Source organism: Pseudomonas sp. KT_2_4 (assembly GCF_041410225.1).
Classification (GTDB): Bacteria; Pseudomonadota; Gammaproteobacteria; order Pseudomonadales; family Pseudomonadaceae; genus Aquipseudomonas; species Aquipseudomonas paracarnis.
Window position 1 is genome coordinate 4,355,071 of record NZ_CP166962.1, and the last position, 15,768, is coordinate 4,370,838.

General features: G+C 60.8%; 12 protein-coding genes. 9 read left to right on the forward strand and 3 right to left on the reverse strand.

The annotated features are described in order from the left end of the window. Window positions 1–7 precede the first annotated feature (7 nt). Window positions 8–2,092 (reverse strand): TonB-dependent receptor family protein, encoded by a 2,085-nt coding sequence (locus AB9N64_RS20015; protein ID WP_371359636.1) that lies wholly within the window; start codon window positions 2,090–2,092, stop codon window positions 8–10. Between the two features lie 189 nt (window positions 2,093–2,281). Between AB9N64_RS20015 and AB9N64_RS20020 the strand changes: the two genes are divergently transcribed. The 7 genes from AB9N64_RS20020 to AB9N64_RS20050 all read left to right on the forward strand — a co-directional run bounded on the left by AB9N64_RS20020 (window position 2,282) and on the right by AB9N64_RS20050 (window position 9,335). Beyond that, window positions 2,282–2,608, forward strand: a complete 327-nt coding sequence (locus tag AB9N64_RS20020) for a YceK/YidQ family lipoprotein (protein WP_019818311.1) — start codon at window positions 2,282–2,284, stop codon at window positions 2,606–2,608. A 55-nt stretch (window positions 2,609–2,663) separates the two neighbouring features. Next, a complete protein-coding gene (locus AB9N64_RS20025; protein ID WP_130175234.1) occupies window positions 2,664–3,020 on the forward strand; it encodes a YceK/YidQ family lipoprotein in 357 nt (118 codons plus the stop codon). Between the two features lie 142 nt (window positions 3,021–3,162). After that, the gene (locus tag AB9N64_RS20030) at window positions 3,163–4,920 is read left to right on the forward strand and encodes a carbamoyltransferase (protein WP_014716634.1); all 1,758 of its coding nucleotides are present in this window, start codon (window positions 3,163–3,165) and stop codon (window positions 4,918–4,920) included. Beyond that, window positions 4,921–5,817, forward strand: coding sequence for a GNAT family N-acetyltransferase (locus tag AB9N64_RS20035; protein WP_014716635.1), 897 nt, complete (start codon window positions 4,921–4,923; stop codon window positions 5,815–5,817). Next, window positions 5,814–7,220: a PIG-L family deacetylase gene (locus tag AB9N64_RS20040; protein ID WP_371359637.1), complete on the forward strand. Its 1,407-nt coding sequence runs from the start codon at window positions 5,814–5,816 to the stop codon at window positions 7,218–7,220. Before AB9N64_RS20035 ends, AB9N64_RS20040 begins: the two co-directional genes overlap by 4 nt. A gap of 85 nt (window positions 7,221–7,305) precedes the next feature. Beyond that, window positions 7,306–8,454, forward strand: coding sequence for a glycosyltransferase family 4 protein (locus AB9N64_RS20045; protein ID WP_014716637.1), 1,149 nt, complete (start codon window positions 7,306–7,308; stop codon window positions 8,452–8,454). After that, on the forward strand, window positions 8,451–9,335 hold the full coding sequence (locus AB9N64_RS20050) for a glycosyltransferase (protein WP_032904058.1): 885 nt from the start codon (window positions 8,451–8,453) through the stop codon (window positions 9,333–9,335). The genes AB9N64_RS20045 and AB9N64_RS20050 overlap by 4 nt, the downstream gene beginning before the upstream one ends. A gap of 48 nt (window positions 9,336–9,383) precedes the next feature. Here the strand turns inward: AB9N64_RS20050 and AB9N64_RS20055 are convergent, their stop codons facing one another. Next, a complete protein-coding gene (locus AB9N64_RS20055) occupies window positions 9,384–11,225 on the reverse strand; it encodes a bifunctional O-antigen ligase/aminoglycoside phosphotransferase family protein (protein ID WP_103452214.1) in 1,842 nt (613 codons plus the stop codon). A 158-nt stretch (window positions 11,226–11,383) separates the two neighbouring features. Here AB9N64_RS20055 and msbA point away from each other — a divergent pair, with 158 nt between their 5' ends. Both msbA and hldE read left to right on the forward strand, forming a co-directional pair. Next, a complete protein-coding gene (gene msbA / locus AB9N64_RS20060) occupies window positions 11,384–13,189 on the forward strand; it encodes a lipid A export permease/ATP-binding protein MsbA (RefSeq protein ID WP_014716640.1) in 1,806 nt (601 codons plus the stop codon). A gap of 157 nt (window positions 13,190–13,346) precedes the next feature. After that, entirely contained in the window at window positions 13,347–14,771 is a 1,425-nt protein-coding gene (gene hldE, locus AB9N64_RS20065) for a bifunctional D-glycero-beta-D-manno-heptose-7-phosphate kinase/D-glycero-beta-D-manno-heptose 1-phosphate adenylyltransferase HldE (protein WP_038448616.1), read from the forward strand. 27 nt (window positions 14,772–14,798) lie between these two features. On the opposite strand, the gene AB9N64_RS20070 is transcribed toward hldE, so the two are convergent. Further along, a complete protein-coding gene (locus AB9N64_RS20070) occupies window positions 14,799–15,758 on the reverse strand; it encodes a hypothetical protein (protein WP_003188010.1) in 960 nt (319 codons plus the stop codon). Window positions 15,759–15,768 lie beyond the last annotated feature (10 nt).

Sequence of the window (15,768 nt, forward strand, 5' to 3'; positions counted from 1 at the left end):
GCTGCATTCAGAACTGGTACTGCGCCCCAGCCCCCGCATACCAGGATCGTCCCGGCGCGGCTTCGTAATAGCGACCATTGCCGTCGCCCACAATTACCGACCCCACATACTGGCGATCCAGCAGGTTATCCAGGCGCAAGGTCTGGTGAAAGGTCCAGTGCTCTACCTTCTGCTCAAACCGTGCGCGCCAGTTGAAGACGCTGTAGGCCGGTGCGGCGTTTTGCTGGTTGGTGTCTTCTACGTAGACTTTGCTGCGGTACAGGCCCTCGATGGCGGTGCTGACCCAGTCCCGTGGTTTCCAGTTCAGTTCGGCGAACAGGGTGGTTTGTGGCACGCCGGGGAGGTAGTTGCCTTTGTCGATGGTTTTCCCATTATTGACGAAGTCGCTGTCGTATTGAGCTTGCAGGCGGGTGTAGGCGAGGCTGGTGCTCCAGTGGTCGTTGAGTTGGCTTTCCAGGCCTAGTTCGAAGCCGCGGCGCAGAGTGCGGCCGGCGTTTTGGTAGGTAGAGCGCCCGCCGTCTGATCGCGCTATCACTAACTCGTTGTCCGTGGTGATCTGGAATAGAGCAGCATTAATGCGGGTGTCCTGGCCGATGCGCGCCTTTACGCCAACCTCATACTGCTTGCTGACAGACGGCTTGAGGTTGAAGTTAAAACCGTTCGAAGTGTTTGAGTAAGCTGACTCAGCTTGAGTCGGCGTTTCAAAACCTTTGCCTGCGCTTACATAGGCGTGCAGGTCGGGAGTAAAGGCGTACATGGCGCTGATCGACGGGGTGTTCTTCTGGTGAGTCTTACTGCCGCTGTCGTCGCCATCGCTGATGAAGTGGTCGTCAACGTCCATCTTCATAGTGCTGTGACGCAAGCCGGCTTGCAGAGTCCAGTCGCCCAGCAACCAGTTGGCCTGTACGAAAGGGTCGAGGCTGGTGGCGGTGTCGATTTCATCACGACCCAGGACACCTTTGACGCCGTGTATGCCGTTGACGGTATTTGAGTAGCCCTGGCGATCATCCTGGCTGCGGTCGTAGTCGAGACCGGTGATCAAGGTCAGATCTCCAGGTGCGCTGGTAATGGGTTGCAGCCAATGGACGGAGCCACCGTAGAACGTTCGGTCGAAGTCCACTACGCCGCCGCGTTTGTCCGAGGCGCTGCCGCCTGGTATCGACAGGTACTGAATCACACTACGGCGCCCAGTGTAGGCATTGACCTGCAAGGTGGTGCCACCGAAATACCGCTCGTAATTCATCCCCAATTGCTGATGATCGATACTTTTGCGCGTGTTGTAGTTCAGCGCATTGGCGCTCACCGAACGCGGGTCGGCCTTGTACGCTGCCCAGGTTTGTCCCAGCGGATCCTGCGTACCGTTCTGCTCCAGGCTGCTGTAGATCAGCGCCAGCTTGCTGTCGTCATCGGGCTGGAAATTGAGCTTGGCGAAGGTCTGGTCGCGGCGCGCGCTGCTGTGATCGCGGTAGCCGTTGGTGTCCATGCGCGAGGCGTCGAGCACAAACCCGGCGCCATTCGCCGCGCCCTCGGCGCTCAGGTGGTTCTTGTTCAGCCCGTCGCTGCCCACCAGGGTTTCGGCGCCGATGCGCGGCGGGCCCTCGCCGTCGCGGGAGAACATCTGGATCACGCCCCCGGCGTTGCTGCCATACAGCGTCGCCGCCGGGCCGCGCAGCACTTCGATGCGCTCGGCGGTGTCGAGGTTGAAGGTGGCGGCTTGACCCTGACCGTCCGGGGTACTGGCGGGAATGCCGTCGGCGACCAGCTTGATGCCGCGCACGCCGAATGCCGAACGGGCGCCGAAGCCGCGGGAAGAAATTTGCAGGTCCTGCGCATAGTTCTGGCGGTTCTGCACCACCAGGCCGGGCACGCGGGACAGGGCTTCGGAGGCGTTGATGCCGAGTTGGCCGTCACTGATCTGTTCGCGGCTGATGCCGTCCACGGAGTAGGGCAAATCAAACGTTGGGCTGGCGCTGCGCGAACCGGTGACCACGCTGGGGTCAAGTATCAGTGGCGAGTCCTCGCCTTGCGCTGTGGTGCTCAAGGCCAGCAGGCCAGGCAGCAAGAGGGAAAAGCGAGCGTGCGTTTTTTTCATGAGGCAGCCAGAGTCTCGGGCACGCATAGTGAAGGCGCGCAAAAAGTGCGCAAGTGTAAACAGTCAGGTAAGTTTTACCATTTCGGATTTTTCCCACGCAATGTGGCGGTGCTTCTCGGATGAATGAGCCAATCTCTCGGTGCTAGCGTGGCTGACCGTTTGCGAGGCTCGGATATGAAAAGAAAAAGAATGGCTGCACTGGGTATAAGTGTCGTTGCGCTGTTATTAAGCGGTTGTGGAACCGTTAATAGCGTCATGCGCAAAGAGGGCGACACGGCGCGTGAGCTCAGGCTCGTAAAAACCTATTGCCAATCCATTCCCCGCGCTTACAGCGGCGTGGCGTTTGATTTCTGCATGCTGCACGCGGCCCCGGACCCCACCGGGTTCCTCATACCCTTCGTGCTCGTAGATATTGCGGTGTCCGCGGTTGCCGATACGGTGGTTTTGCCCTATACGATTTATCGACAATCGGCCGACGGTAATATCAGCATCTATTGGCGTCCAGGCCGTTCATAAGCCTATGGGTATAAAGCACCTGCCCAGCCCATTTACTGGGCGAAAGGAGTAGTCCGTGAGTCGTGGTTTCAAAGTACTGCTGGTTTCAACCTTGTTAATGGCCTCCGGTTGCGGAACGATCAATACCGTCTTGCGTCCGGATGCCGTGGCCAGCCAGAATCTCAAGGAGTCGCGCAGCCACTGCGAAAACGTGCCGCGTATCTACAGTGGGGTGATCTACGGCTTTTGTACCCTCAACGGCGAGCCCGCACCGGACAAAAGCCTGAAGGACCAAAGCCTGCTGGATCGCCAAGGCAATGCCTTCCCGATCATCGCGATTGAATTTGTCGCCTCTGGTGTCATGGACACCCTGATGCTGCCTTACACGATCTACCGCCAGAGCAAGGACGGCAGCATCGAGATCTTCCGCTAGCCCCTCTCGGCGCTTGCCGCTAACAGCTTCCCTCTGCTTTTAAGCTATAATCCCGCCCTTTAGCTGTTTCTCGCCCAGGCGAGAGGCACACTTTTTTCAGGCGCGATGCGCCTGCATGCAGACTAAAAGAGGCTAGACCCCAGTGGCATTGACGATTCTTGGCCTGTCCGGCGCCCTTAGCCATGATCCTTCCGCAGCCCTGTATATCGACGGCAAGCTGATTGCGGCCGCCGAAGAAGAGCGCTTCGTACGCGACAAACATGCAAAGAACCGCATGCCCTACGAGTCGGCGAAGTTCTGCCTGGAGCAGGCTGGCATCAAGCCTTCGGACGTTGACGTGGTGGCGATCCCGTTCGCCCCGATCAGCCTGTTCGGCGAGGCGCGCTGGCACTACGCCAAGCGTTACTGGTACGCCCCGGACCGCGCCCTCGACGCGATCCTGATGGGCAACCGTCGTTACAAACGCTATCGCAACAAGATCGTCTGGTGCCTGGAGCAACTGGGCTTCGATCCTAAGAAAATCAAGATCGAACCGGTTGAACACCACCTGGCTCACGCTTCCAGCGCCTACCACTGCTCGGGCTTCCAGGAAAAAACCGCGATCCTGGGCATCGATGGCAAGGGCGAGTACGCCACCACCTTCTTCGGCTACGGCGAAAACGGCAAGATCCACAAGATCAAGGAATTCTACGATCCGGACTCCCTCGGCGGCCTGTACGGCGCAATCACCGAGTTCCTCGGTTTCGAGATGCTCGACGGTGAGTTCAAGGTCATGGGCATGGCGCCGTACGGCGATGCCAGCAAGTACGATTTCTCGCGCCTGGCCTCCTTTGAAAACGGCGAGCTGGTGATCAACACCGACTACGCCAATGTCATCGGCCTGCGCCGCTACAAAGAGAAGGGCAAGGGTTTCTACTTCTCGCCGAAACTGATCGAGTGGCTGGGGCCGAAACGCGAAGGCGACATCGCCGACGAGCCGTACATCCACTACGCGGCCAGCATGCAGGCGCTGTTCGAGAAACTGGCCTTGCAGATGATCGACCACTACCTGGGCGACATCCTCAAGGACACCGGCAAGCTGGCCTTCGCCGGCGGCTGTGCGCTGAACGTCAAGCTGAACCAGAAGATCATTGCCCGTGACGACGTCAAAGAGCTGTTCGTACAGCCGGCTTCCGGCGATGCCGGCACCGCCGTCGGTGCGGCGGCCTACGTGTCCCATGCTCGTGGTGTACCGGTCGAGAAGATGGAACACGTCTACCTCGGCCCGTCCTACAGCAACGAAGACGTGATTGCCGCGTGCGCCAAGCACGAGAGCAAGCCGAACTGGCGCAAGATCGAGAACATGCCTAAGCGCATTGCCAAGATCATGGTCGACGGCAATCCGGTCGCCTGGTTCCAGGGCCGCATGGAGTTTGGCCCGCGTGCGTTGGGCGGTCGTTCGATCATCGGTTGCCCAAGTGCAACCGGCGTGGCGGATCGCATCAACCACCAGATCAAGTTCCGCGAGCGCTGGAGGCCTTTCTGCCCGTCGATGCTCGACACCGTGGCCCCACAGATGATCAAGGTCGATCACCCGGCGCCGTTCATGACCTTCACCTTTGAAGTCGCCGAAGAGTGGAAGACCCGTGTACCGGAAGTGGTGCACGAAGACGGTACTTCCCGTGCCCAGGTGCTCAAGCGCGAATACAACCCGCGCTACTACGACATGATGAAAGAGCTGGAAGTGCTGACCGGTAACGGCGTATCCCTGAACACCTCGCTCAACCGTCGTGGCGAAGCGATGATCTGCTCGCCGACCGACGCGCTGAACATGTTCTTCGGCTCGGACCTGCAGTACCTGATCATGGAAGACATCCTGGTGGTCAAGGACGGCGTGGACCCTTATGACGCCGTGGTTTAAATGCTGAACCGCTTCCAGGGCTGGCGTGAACGTGGCTGGGCGCCTGTCGAGGCCGAGGTTTACGCCCAGGCCTGGCAGCGTTACGGCGGCAGCGTGGCGACCCATCCCCAGGTGATCGAGCGGCTGGCCGGCCTGGCGCAGATACCCGTGCGCTACCTGGGCTGGGAGCAAGGGGGGGAGTTCAAGGGGGCGATCGCCACCTGGGGGCGCGACCTGGCGCTGTCCAAGGACGTGCTCAAGCGCAGCGGCAAGAAAGGCCTGTTTGACCTGGGCAACGCCGAGATCATCCTGCCGATTGCCGCCGATGCGCAGGTACCGTTACGGCACCGTGCGCGCTACCTCTCGGCGCTGAACGAGGGGCGCGTGAGCACCCTCAAGCCTCAGGCCGAGCAATTGGCCATGGCGCGCACGCCCGAAGACCTGTCGAAGAAGTTTCGCTATAACCAGCGGCGTGAACTGCGCCTGTTGGAAGAGGCGGGCGGCGTGGTACGGGCGGTCAGTGAGTTTTCCAGCGTAGAACTGGCGGCGATTTATTGCGACCTGTTCCAGCGTCGTTGGGGCTTCCCGGCGGCGGGCGCGGCGCGTCTGGCCGAGGTGCTGGAGTTGCTCAAGGAATTCCTGTTCGGCTCGGTGCTGTTTCTGAACGACGCGCCGATTGCAGTGCAATTGGTGTATCAGGTGCAGTCCAACGAGTGGTTCAGCGCCGAGTATGTCAACGGCGGCGTCGACCCTGAAACCCGTGCATTCAGCCCTGGCAGTGTGCTGAGTTTCCTCAATACCCAAAGTGCCTGGGAACAGGCGCGGGCGGCGAACAAGTCACTGCGCTTCTCCTTCGGGCGTTCCGACCGTGAATACAAGGAGCGCTGGTGCAACCCGGTGCCGGTGTTCAGCGTATGAGCCGCAAACAGCAACTGCTCAAGCGCCATCGGCGTAACAAACGTATTGCGCTGCTGATCGGCGTGTTGGTGTTGGCCGCGACCGGCGTACTGGTTGCCTGGTGGTTGCCGCTGATCCTTGCGGTGCTGTTGTGGGCCGCCCATGAGGCCTGGTTTGCCGATCACCTGTTTTACTCGCCCAAAGACAGCTATGAGTACGCGTTCCCGGCCGGCAGCGAACAACCCGGCTTGCGCCTGGAGGCGGGCCGACTGTTGCTGGATGCGCCGTTGGCGGCGGAGGAAACCCTGATCGTCGGCATTGAGTTGAAAAGTACCTGGCTGGGGCGTTTCTTCGACCCTGCGGTAGACCTGTCGGGCCTGGCAAGCCCGGACCGGCAAACCTTCGAACGCGGCGTCGCTGGGCGGCGTTATCTGAACCTGACCGGCGCCGCCGAAGACTTGGCGGCGGGCAAGCTCCACTTGCGCGGGCGTTTTTGCCGGATCAAGGGGCAGCCGACGCTGTGGCGCTTTCGCCAGCCCGACTATCGCCAGCAACGTGTGATGGTGATCGCGCCCCATGCCGACGATGCCGAGCTGGCTGCGTTCAGCCTTTACAGCCAGGCGACTGAAAGCTGGATCGTCACGCTGACCGCCGGTGAAATCGAAGCCGAGCATTATCAGCACATGGGCCTGCCCAAGGCTGAAGCTGCGCGCCTCAAGGGCCGTTTGCGCGCCTGGGACAGCGTCGCCGTGCCCCGCTGGGCGGGCGTGCCCGAGGCGCAGTGCGTGCAATTGGGCTACTTTTGCATGCAGTTGCAAGCCATGCAGGTCGCGCCGGATCAGCCTCAAGCCTCGCGCGAAGCCGATTTGGCCGATACGCGGCTGTTTCGCCAGTTCAATGGTTTTGCCCTGCCTGGCGATGCTGATGGCGCGCCGACTTGGCACAACCTGATCGCCGATCTGCGGGCGCTGCTGCTCAAGGCGCGGCCCCAGGTCATCGTGTTGCCCACGCCGTTGCTGGACCCCCACGCCGACCATATCTGCGCCCATGCGGCAGTGCTGGAAGCCTTGCAGGGCCTGGCGTGGCAGCCCGACACATTGCTCGGCTACGCCAATCACCTGCATGATAACGACCGTTGGCCCATGGGCGATTCCGGCGCTGGCGTAGCATTGCCGCCGCGTTTCGATGGCGCTGTGGAGCTGGTGCCGTGCAGTTTCGCCCTCGCCTTGAGCCAGCAGCAGGACAAGGCCATGGCCCTGGGCATGATGCACGACCTGCAGCCGCCAGCGCCGTTCAAGCGTCGAGTGCGTAGGTGGTTGCAGCAACTGCTGGCGGGCCGTAGTCCATCGCCCTATGGCGAGAACGAATTCTTTCGCAAGGCCGTGCGCCGCCACGAGCTGTTGTGGGTCCTGAAGCAGGACTGAGAGCCGATTGAAGGCGGGCCGTTATGCGCCTGCCGCCCTTTTTACCGGGCTGCGTGCCCGTAGCCAGATCGCTGCATGGAGAGTTATGAAGCCTCGTTTCAAGGTTTTGCAGTTACAGCCGGACTACAACGTCAAGACCCATGACTTCGCGGACTTGGGTGAGCAAATCGTCAAATCCCTGCCGGCTGAGCGTTTCGAGGTGACCTCCGGATTTCTCAGTGGGCGCCCGCTGCCCGGCCAGCCCCTGAGCGTGGCCGAGCACTCCCACTATTTCGAGCTGCCGGAGAAGTCTCTCAAGGGTATTCGCTTTGGCGCCATGTGGCAGATCTACAAATACTGCCGTGAGCAGAAGTTCGACGTGGTCATCTGTAACCGGTTCAAGTCGGTGAACATGATGCTGTCGCTCAACCGCTGGTTGAAGATCCCGCTGTGCATCGGCATCTCCCACGGCTTTGGCGAGTACGCCCGTGGTTACCGTCGACGTCAGACCCAGCGCTGGGTCAGCCCGGCGTGGCGCTTTGTCGGTGTGTCCGAAGCGGTCAAGGACTACCTGGTAGACCTCAACTGCGGCTTCACCCGTGAGAACACCACCTACGTCACCAACGCGATCGACATTCCCCAGGCAGAGGCTTTGCAGCTGTCCCGTGAAGACGCACGCAAGGCCTTGGGCCTGCCCATGGATGCACGGATGATTGGTGCCCTGGGCCGCCTCGTGCCGATCAAGGGTCATACCCATCTGCTGCAAGCCTTCGCCACGCTCAAGGACAAATACCCTGAGGCGCAGGTGGGCATCATTGGTTCCGGCCGTGCCGAAGCCGACCTGCGCGCCGACATCGAGCGCCTGGGCCTGACCGGCCGTGCGCACTTGCTGGGTTTTCGCGAAGACGGCATGAAGTACGTGCGTGGCTTCGATATCTGGACCATGCCGTCGCTGTTCGAAGGTCTGGGCCTGGCCTTGCTGGAAGGCATGAGCGGCCATCTGCCGGTGATTGCCTCCAACGGCCCGGCGATGCTGCCGCTGGTGCAGGGCGCGGGCGGCTTGTCCCACGACCCGGGCAATGTCGAACAACTGGCTGCGGCCCTGGATACTTACCTGGCCTTGAGCGATGAACAATTGCGCGCCAAGGGGGAGGAGGTGTTCCGCTATCTGGAGGCCAACCACACCCTCGACGAGTTCAAGCACAAGTACCTGACCCTGATTGAAACCGGTTTGCGTGAAGTAGGTAGAGCATGAATCAGCCACAACCCCTGGTCTCGGTGATCATCGCTTCCTACAACCATGGCCAGTACATCGAGCAAAGTATTCTCAGTGTGCTGGGGCAGACCTACCCCAATATCGAGCTGTTGGTGGTCGACGACGGCTCCAAGGATGACAGCGTCGAACGCATCCAGCGCTTGCAGGCCGAGCACGGCTTTGATTTCCAGGTGCAGCAGAATCAAGGGCTCAGCGCCACCTTGAACGGTGCGATTGCTCGCGCCAAGGGCAGCCTGATCGCACCGTTCGGCTCGGATGACATCATGTTGCCGGACCGTATTGCCACCCAGGTGGCGTATATGGACGGCAAGCCGAAGGTGGGCATGTGTGCTGGCAATATCGAGCTGATCGACGGGGATGGCAACCTGCACCCAGAGAAGAAACAGCGTCGCGACGTGCCGTTTCGCTGTCTGGATTTCGACGACCTGTTCCTGGACCGCAAACCGTTTCCACCGGCGCCGACCATGCTGATACGTCGCGAAGTGCTGGAGGAGGTCGGTGGTTTCGACCCACAGATTCCCCTGGAAGACTTGCTGATCCAACTGAAGATCACGGCGGCGGGCTATACCATCGACGCCCTTGACGTGGTGATGGCCAAGTATCGCCAGCACGCTAACAACACGTACAAGAACCACCGCTACATGATCCAGAACATCCTCAAGACCTACGCGAAGTTCAGCGAGCACCCGGCCTATGACGCGGTTCGCTACAACTTCCTGAACTCGATGTTCCTCAAGACCGCCGACCGCGACCGTCCGTTGGCGCGGGAGATTCTCAAGCAGATCCCTTTGAAGTTCTGGGGGCGCAAGACCTTGCGGGGGCTGGTGCGGTTGTATCTGGCGCCGCTCAAGAAGAGCTGAGCCGGCACCGCACCCTGTAGGAGCGAGCAAGCTCGCTCCTACAGGTGTTTACAGGCTTTGGACCTGCTCGCGGATTTTCGCAGTGGCGGTTGGGCTTGCCACCGAGGCGTAACCTTTGAGCAGTTGTTCGAAGTGCGTTTCGAACAGCCAGCTGCGGTCCTGCGGATAACGCTGCATGTGGCGCAGGTTACGTTGGCGCAAGGCGTGACGCAGTGAAGACGGGTAGATGCGCAGGTCAGCCACGTCGATCAGGGCAAACTCACCGTCGTCCATCAACAACACGTTACCCAGGTGCAGCGAGCGGAAGTACACGCCGCGCTCGTGCAGTTGCGCCATGAACCGGCCAAAGCGCTCCACCAGTGACTCACGCAGACTGCTGTCCAGGCTTTGCAGCGCTTGGCGCAACGTCAGGCCGGGCAGTGGTGTGTAGGTCACGGCGCTGCTGGCATCGCTGAGGCGATAGAGCCCAAGGATGTGCGGCGTGGGAATGCCCAGGGTGCGCAGTTGCTCGCTGTTGCTGGCAAAGCGCTCGGAGTACGGGTTGAAACTGCCGGAGGTGTACCAGCGGCGTGGGCGGAACAGTTTGAGGAAACTGCCGTCCTCCAGGCGCAGGACTTTGGGCCCCAGGCCATCGGCTTCAATCACGTGGGCGTTGCTGCACAGCTGTTCAAACGCCGCGGGCTTGAGGTTCTGCACCTTCATGCGCAGCAGGCTGCGGTGGCGTTGGGCGAGGCTCAGGCCAGTGATAATTGCCAGGGGAATCCACAGCAGGAACCAGTGTTCCTTGGGGCGCGACAATATGCCGCCGCCTTCGGTCAGGCCTGCTCCGATGCCATAGGCCAGCAGGGACGATGCCAGGATGAACAGCGGCTGGGCGCGCTCCTTCAAACCTTTGTATAGGCCCCAGCCGAGCATGAAGGCCCAGGGGATAAAACCAATGATGCCGACGTAATAGAGCACGCCGAGGGCAAAGCTGTGGGGCTCGCGCAGTTGATAACCGTCCGCCAAGGTCAGGAACAACTCGGAGTCGTAACTATGGCCGATCCACGGGTGCTCGGCGATAAGCTGCAAAGACATGCTCCACAATTCCAAGCGGAACGAGCTGCCACGCATAATGATTGATTCAGGATAGAACAGCATCAGCCCGACGATGCCCAAGGCGGTGCCGGCGAGCAGTAGCATTGAGCGTCGATTGCGGCTGACAAAACTCATCCAAAGTATGGCCAGCGTCAGCGCCACCAGCGGCGTGCGTGAGCCGGTCGCCAGCACCGCAGCGGTCATGATCGCCAGGGACGGTACGCTGAACCACAACACGTTGAGACGCTGGGTGGTCATGCAGACGTATAGCCAGTACACCGTGAAAAAGCCAAACAGGTGCGAGCTGAGCAGCGGGTTGTCGAGGGCGCCCAGACCACCGATCATGCGCATGCCAGGTTGATAGCCCTTGGCGAACGCCACCAGATTACCCAGGCTCACCACCAGCGCAATCACCGCAGCGCTGAAGAAGATCGGTTTGAACAATTCGTTGCGGTAATGCAGCAGCAGACCGCAGCCACCAAACAGCATGAAGGTATTCAGCGGTCGCTTGAACAGGTCGGTATCGGAACTGGGCGCGGGGCTCCAGAGCAGACTGGTCAACGCCCAGGCGGAGAACGCCAGGAACGCGATCGCCAGGGGTTCGCGCAGCAGGTCCTTGAACTCCCGAGGACGCATGCACAACAGAAACAAGGTCGGTACGCTGAACAGGATGTAGACAATTCGGTGCAGTACATTGCGATTGCCGACAAAGAACAGTGCACTCAGGAGCAGCAACAAGCCAACAGGCAAAATCCATAGGACCAGGAAGTCGAAAACGCGATTTGAGCCATAGGTAAGGCGCTTGGAGTGCATACAGTAAAGCCATTCCAGAAAGAGAAAGCCGACCATCTTAAGCTAGTGGCTAAGTAATGTCGCCGGTAGGATCCAACCGGGCCGCGGCTTACGCCGGGTGCAAGTACAACAGAGAAGCTGTGCTAAAGTCAGCCTCCTTTTTCAAAACGCCGCGTGATATGACCGACTCCAGTCCGAGCGCAAGCCCTTCGAGCTTGAAAATATACTTCCGCCTGCTCAGTTACGTTAAGCCCTATATGGGCTTGTTCGCGTTGAGTATCCTTGGATTTCTGATTTTCGCGTCGACCCAACCGATGCTGGGTTACATCCTCAAGTACTTTGTCGACGGTCTTTCCAATCCGGAAGCTGTGCTGTTCCCGACCGTGCCCTTTTTGCGCGACCTGCAATTGCTGCAGGCGGTGCCGCTGCTGATCATCCTGATCGCGGCCTGGCAGGGCCTGGGTTCATTCCTGGGCAACTACCTGTTGGCCAAGGTCTCCCTGGGTTTGGTCCACGACCTGCGGGTGCAACTGTTCAACAACCTGCTGACGCTGCCCAACCGTTACTTCGATAACCACAACTCCGGGCACCTTATTTCCCGCATTACCTTCAACGTGACCATGGTCACGGGTGCCGCGACCGATGCCATCAAGGTGGTGATTCGCGAAGGCATGACGGTGATCTTCCTGTTCGCTTCCTTGCTGTACATGAACTGGCGCCTCACCTTGGTAATGATCGCGATCCTGCCGTTGATTGCCGTGATGGTCAGTACCGCCAGCAAGAAATTTCGCAAGCAGAGCAAGAAGATCCAGGTGGCCATGGGCGACGTGACCCACGTGGCCTCGGAGACCATCCAGGGCTACCGCGTGGTGCGCAGCTTCGGCGGCGAAGTCTACGAACAGAAGCGCTTTTTCAAGGCCAGCCAGAGCAACACCAACAAGCAACTGCGCATGACCCGCACCGGGGCGATCTACACCCCGGCGCTGCAATTGGTGATCTACTCCGCCATGGCCGTGCTGATGTTCCTGGTGCTGTACCTGCGTGGCGACGCCTCGGCGGGTGACATGGTGGCCTACATCACCCTGGCGGGCTTGCTGCCCAAGCCGATCCGCCAACTTTCGGAAGTCAGCTCGACCATCCAGAAAGGCGTGGCGGGCGCCGAAAGCATCTTCGAACAACTGGACGAAGACGTTGAGGTCGACCACGGCACTCTCGAACGCGACAAGGTCAGCGGTCGCCTGGAAGTGCGTCACCTGAACTTCACCTACCCTGGCACCGATCGCCATGTGCTCAAGGACATCAGCTTCACCGCCGAGCCTGGGCAGATGATCGCCCTGGTGGGGCGTTCGGGCAGTGGCAAGTCGACCCTGGCCAGCCTGATCCCGCGCTTCTACCACCATGAAAGCGGTGAGATCCTGCTCGATGGCATCGAGATCGAAGACTACAAGCTGCTCAACCTGCGCAAGCATATTGCCCAGGTCACCCAGCATGTGACCCTGTTCAGCGACACCGTGACCAACAACATTGCCTATGGCGACCTGGCCGGTGCGCCTCGTGCCGACGTTGAAGCGGCGGCGGCGGATGCCAATGCCAAGGACTTCATCGATCAGTTGCCCAAGGGCTTCGATACTCAGGTGGGTGAGAACGGTGTGCTGTTGTCGGGCGGCCAGCGCCAGCGCCTGGCGATTGCGCGCGCCTTGCTCAAGAATGCGCCGCTGCTGATTCTCGACGAGGCCACCTCCGCTCTCGACACCGAGTCCGAGCGGCATATTCAGGCGGCACTCGATAAGGTCATGCAAGGCCGCACGACTCTGGTGATCGCACACCGGCTGTCCACCATCGAGAAGGCTGACCTGATTCTGGTGATGGACGACGGGCGGATTGTCGAGCGTGGTACCCACGGCGAGTTGTTGGCGCAGAACGGTTACTACGCCCGCCTGCATGCCATGGGCCTGGATGCACCGGTGCAGGCGGATATCACCTGATCCACCCGGCATCACGGGGTAAATGAAATGTAGGAGCGAGCTTGCTCGCTCCTACAGAGAGCAAATCCCCTCCCACATTTGCCCTGCGGCGGTCGCAAGCCATCGCAAACCCTGTGCTAATATCGCGCCCCTGTTCATTTTGTATGTGGGTTGCTCCATGAAGTTGTCCATGCCGCGATTCAATCAAGCCGCTGTCTTGGTGGTCGGCGATGTCATGCTCGACCGTTACTGGCATGGTGGTACCTCACGGATTTCCCCTGAGGCTCCGGTACCGGTCGTCAAGGTCGAGCAAATCGAAGACCGCCCAGGTGGCGCTGCCAACGTCGCGCTCAATATTGCCGCCCTCGGCGCCCCGGCCTCCCTGGTGGGGGTGACCGGCGACGACGAAGCGGCCGAAAGCCTGGCCAACAGCCTGCAGGGCGCCGGCGTGCGTGCGTTGTTTCAGCGCATCGCCCATCAGCCGACCATCGTCAAGCTGCGGGTCATGAGCCGTCATCAGCAGTTGCTGCGTATCGATTTTGAAGAACCCTTCGCCACCGACGCCCTGGCCCTTGGCGACCAGGTCGAGGCACTGCTCGAAGGTATCAAGGTGCTGGTGTTGTCCGACTACGGCAAAGGCGCCTTGCAGAATCACCAGGTGTTGATCCAGGCCGCCAAGGCCCGCAACATTCCGGTGCTGGCCGATCCCAAGGGCAAGGACTTTTCGGTTTACCGAGGCGCCAGCCTGCTCACGCCCAACCTCAGTGAGTTCGAAACCATCGTCGGCGGTTGCGCTGATGAGCACGAACTGGTGAGCAAGGGCGCGGCGCTGATGGCCGATCTCGACTTGGGCGCCTTGCTGGTGACCCGTGGCGAGCACGGCATGACCCTGCTGCGTCCGGGCCATCCGGCGATGCACCTGCCAGCGCGTGCCCGTGAAGTGTTCGACGTCACCGGCGCCGGTGATACCGTGATTTCTACCCTGGCAGCCTCCATTGCTGCCGGTGAAGAATTGCCCCACGCCGTGGCCCTGGCCAACCTGGCGGCGGGCATTGTGGTGGGCAAGCTGGGTACCGCCGCCATCAGCGCACCGGAGTTGCGCCGTGCGATTCAGCGCTCGGAAGGCTCGGAGCGCGGTGTGCTAGGCCTGGAGCAATTGCTGCTGGCGATTGACGATGCCCGGGCTCACAACGAAAGCATTGTGTTCACCAACGGTTGCTTTGACATCCTGCACGCCGGGCATGTGACGTACCTGGAGCAGGCGAGTGCCCAAGGCGACCGTTTGATCGTCGCGGTCAACGATGACGCGTCGGTCAGCCGCTTGAAAGGCCCTGGCCGCCCGATCAACAGTGTTGACCGGCGCATGGCGGTACTCGCGGGCCTGGGTGCGGTGGACTGGGTGATCAGCTTCTCTGAAGGCACGCCGGAAAATCTGTTGGCCCAGGTCAAGCCCGACGTGCTGGTCAAGGGCGGTGACTACAGCGTCGACCAAGTGGTCGGTGCGGACATCGTCAGTGCCTACGGTGGCACGGTCAAAGTGCTGGGGTTGGTTGAAAACAGCTCCACCACCGCGATTGTCGAGAAGATCCGCAACAACGAGTGATACCCCGTGGGGCGAGCCTGCTCGCCCCTAGCTTTTCTTCGGCACGATCTTGCGCAGCATCTGCCGCGCCTTGCCGGTCAAGCGCTTGAGCTTGGAGTCTTTTTCCGGCTCTGCCAGGCCCTGCTGCCTGAGCCAGTCCTTCCAGCGAATGCGCTCATCGCGCACCAGCCAGCCTTCTTGCTGGGCAAAACTTTCCGCCAGATACAGGCCGCGCGTGCTGGCCGGGTACAGCTGATCCTTCTTGACGGTATACAACTCTGCAAGCGGCTCGCCGTCTTTGAGCGGCATCAAGTACAGGTCCGGACGCTGACGATCCAGGCGTGCCACCAGTTGGTCGCCCTCCAAGCGCTCATCCACATGAAACAAACTGAGGGACTTGGCTTCCTTCGGCACTTCCAGGCGCAGGTCATAAATCAATTGCAGCGAGGCGGTCGGCAGGTGCACGTAGGCCCGTGGGCGCTCGATCAGTTGCATGGTGGCGCAGCGTACCGGGCGTGCGGCGCCGGACAAGGGGCTGAGCCGAAACGGTAGGGCTTCGCGGTAATGCAGGGCGGCGGAGTAGGGCGCCGGCAGCCAGGTGTCGTTGAAGCGCCCGCCGAGCCAGCCTTCGGGTGTTTCGAGCAGGCACTCTTCGGCAATTTCCTGGATGGCGGTGTGCAGCGGCAGGTTCAGTTCATGGGCCGGGACGTAGCCGGAGATCAGCTTGAGCACCACGTCGCCACGGTCCTGGCGGCGTTGGCGCACCAGCACCCAGTAGTCCTTGTTTTGCCAGTGCAGGGTCAGGCGTACCGAGACGCCGAGGTTCGCCAGTTCCAGGGCGAAGCGTTCGGCATCTGGTACCTCGACCGGCTTGCGCCGTTGCAGGGTCTGGGCGAAGTTGAGCGGCATGCCGACGCTCTGGTAGCTCAGGCCTTCGGGGGTGGCTTCGACGTGCAGCGGCAGTGTCTTGAAGTTGCTGGGGTTCTTTCTTATGAGCGTACGCGGCATGTCGGCTCCT

What these genes read in the sequence shown, in the direction of transcription:
- AB9N64_RS20015 (WP_371359636.1), bottom strand. Translation starts at nt 2,092, where the DNA reads ATGAAAAAAACGCACGCTCGCTTTTCCCTCTTGCTGCCTGGCCTGCTG.
- AB9N64_RS20020 (WP_019818311.1), top strand. Translation starts at nt 2,282, where the DNA reads ATGGCTGCACTGGGTATAAGTGTCGTTGCGCTGTTATTAAGCGGTTGT.
- AB9N64_RS20035 (WP_014716635.1), top strand. Translation starts at nt 4,921, where the DNA reads ATGCTGAACCGCTTCCAGGGCTGGCGTGAACGTGGCTGGGCGCCTGTC.
- AB9N64_RS20040 (WP_371359637.1), top strand. Translation starts at nt 5,814, where the DNA reads ATGAGCCGCAAACAGCAACTGCTCAAGCGCCATCGGCGTAACAAACGT.
- AB9N64_RS20045 (WP_014716637.1), top strand. Translation starts at nt 7,306, where the DNA reads ATGAAGCCTCGTTTCAAGGTTTTGCAGTTACAGCCGGACTACAACGTC.
- AB9N64_RS20050 (WP_032904058.1), top strand. Translation starts at nt 8,451, where the DNA reads ATGAATCAGCCACAACCCCTGGTCTCGGTGATCATCGCTTCCTACAAC.
- AB9N64_RS20055 (WP_103452214.1), bottom strand. Translation starts at nt 11,225, where the DNA reads ATGCACTCCAAGCGCCTTACCTATGGCTCAAATCGCGTTTTCGACTTC.
- msbA (WP_014716640.1), top strand. Translation starts at nt 11,384, where the DNA reads ATGACCGACTCCAGTCCGAGCGCAAGCCCTTCGAGCTTGAAAATATAC.
- hldE (WP_038448616.1), top strand. Translation starts at nt 13,347, where the DNA reads ATGAAGTTGTCCATGCCGCGATTCAATCAAGCCGCTGTCTTGGTGGTC.
- AB9N64_RS20070 (WP_003188010.1), bottom strand. Translation starts at nt 15,758, where the DNA reads ATGCCGCGTACGCTCATAAGAAAGAACCCCAGCAACTTCAAGACACTG.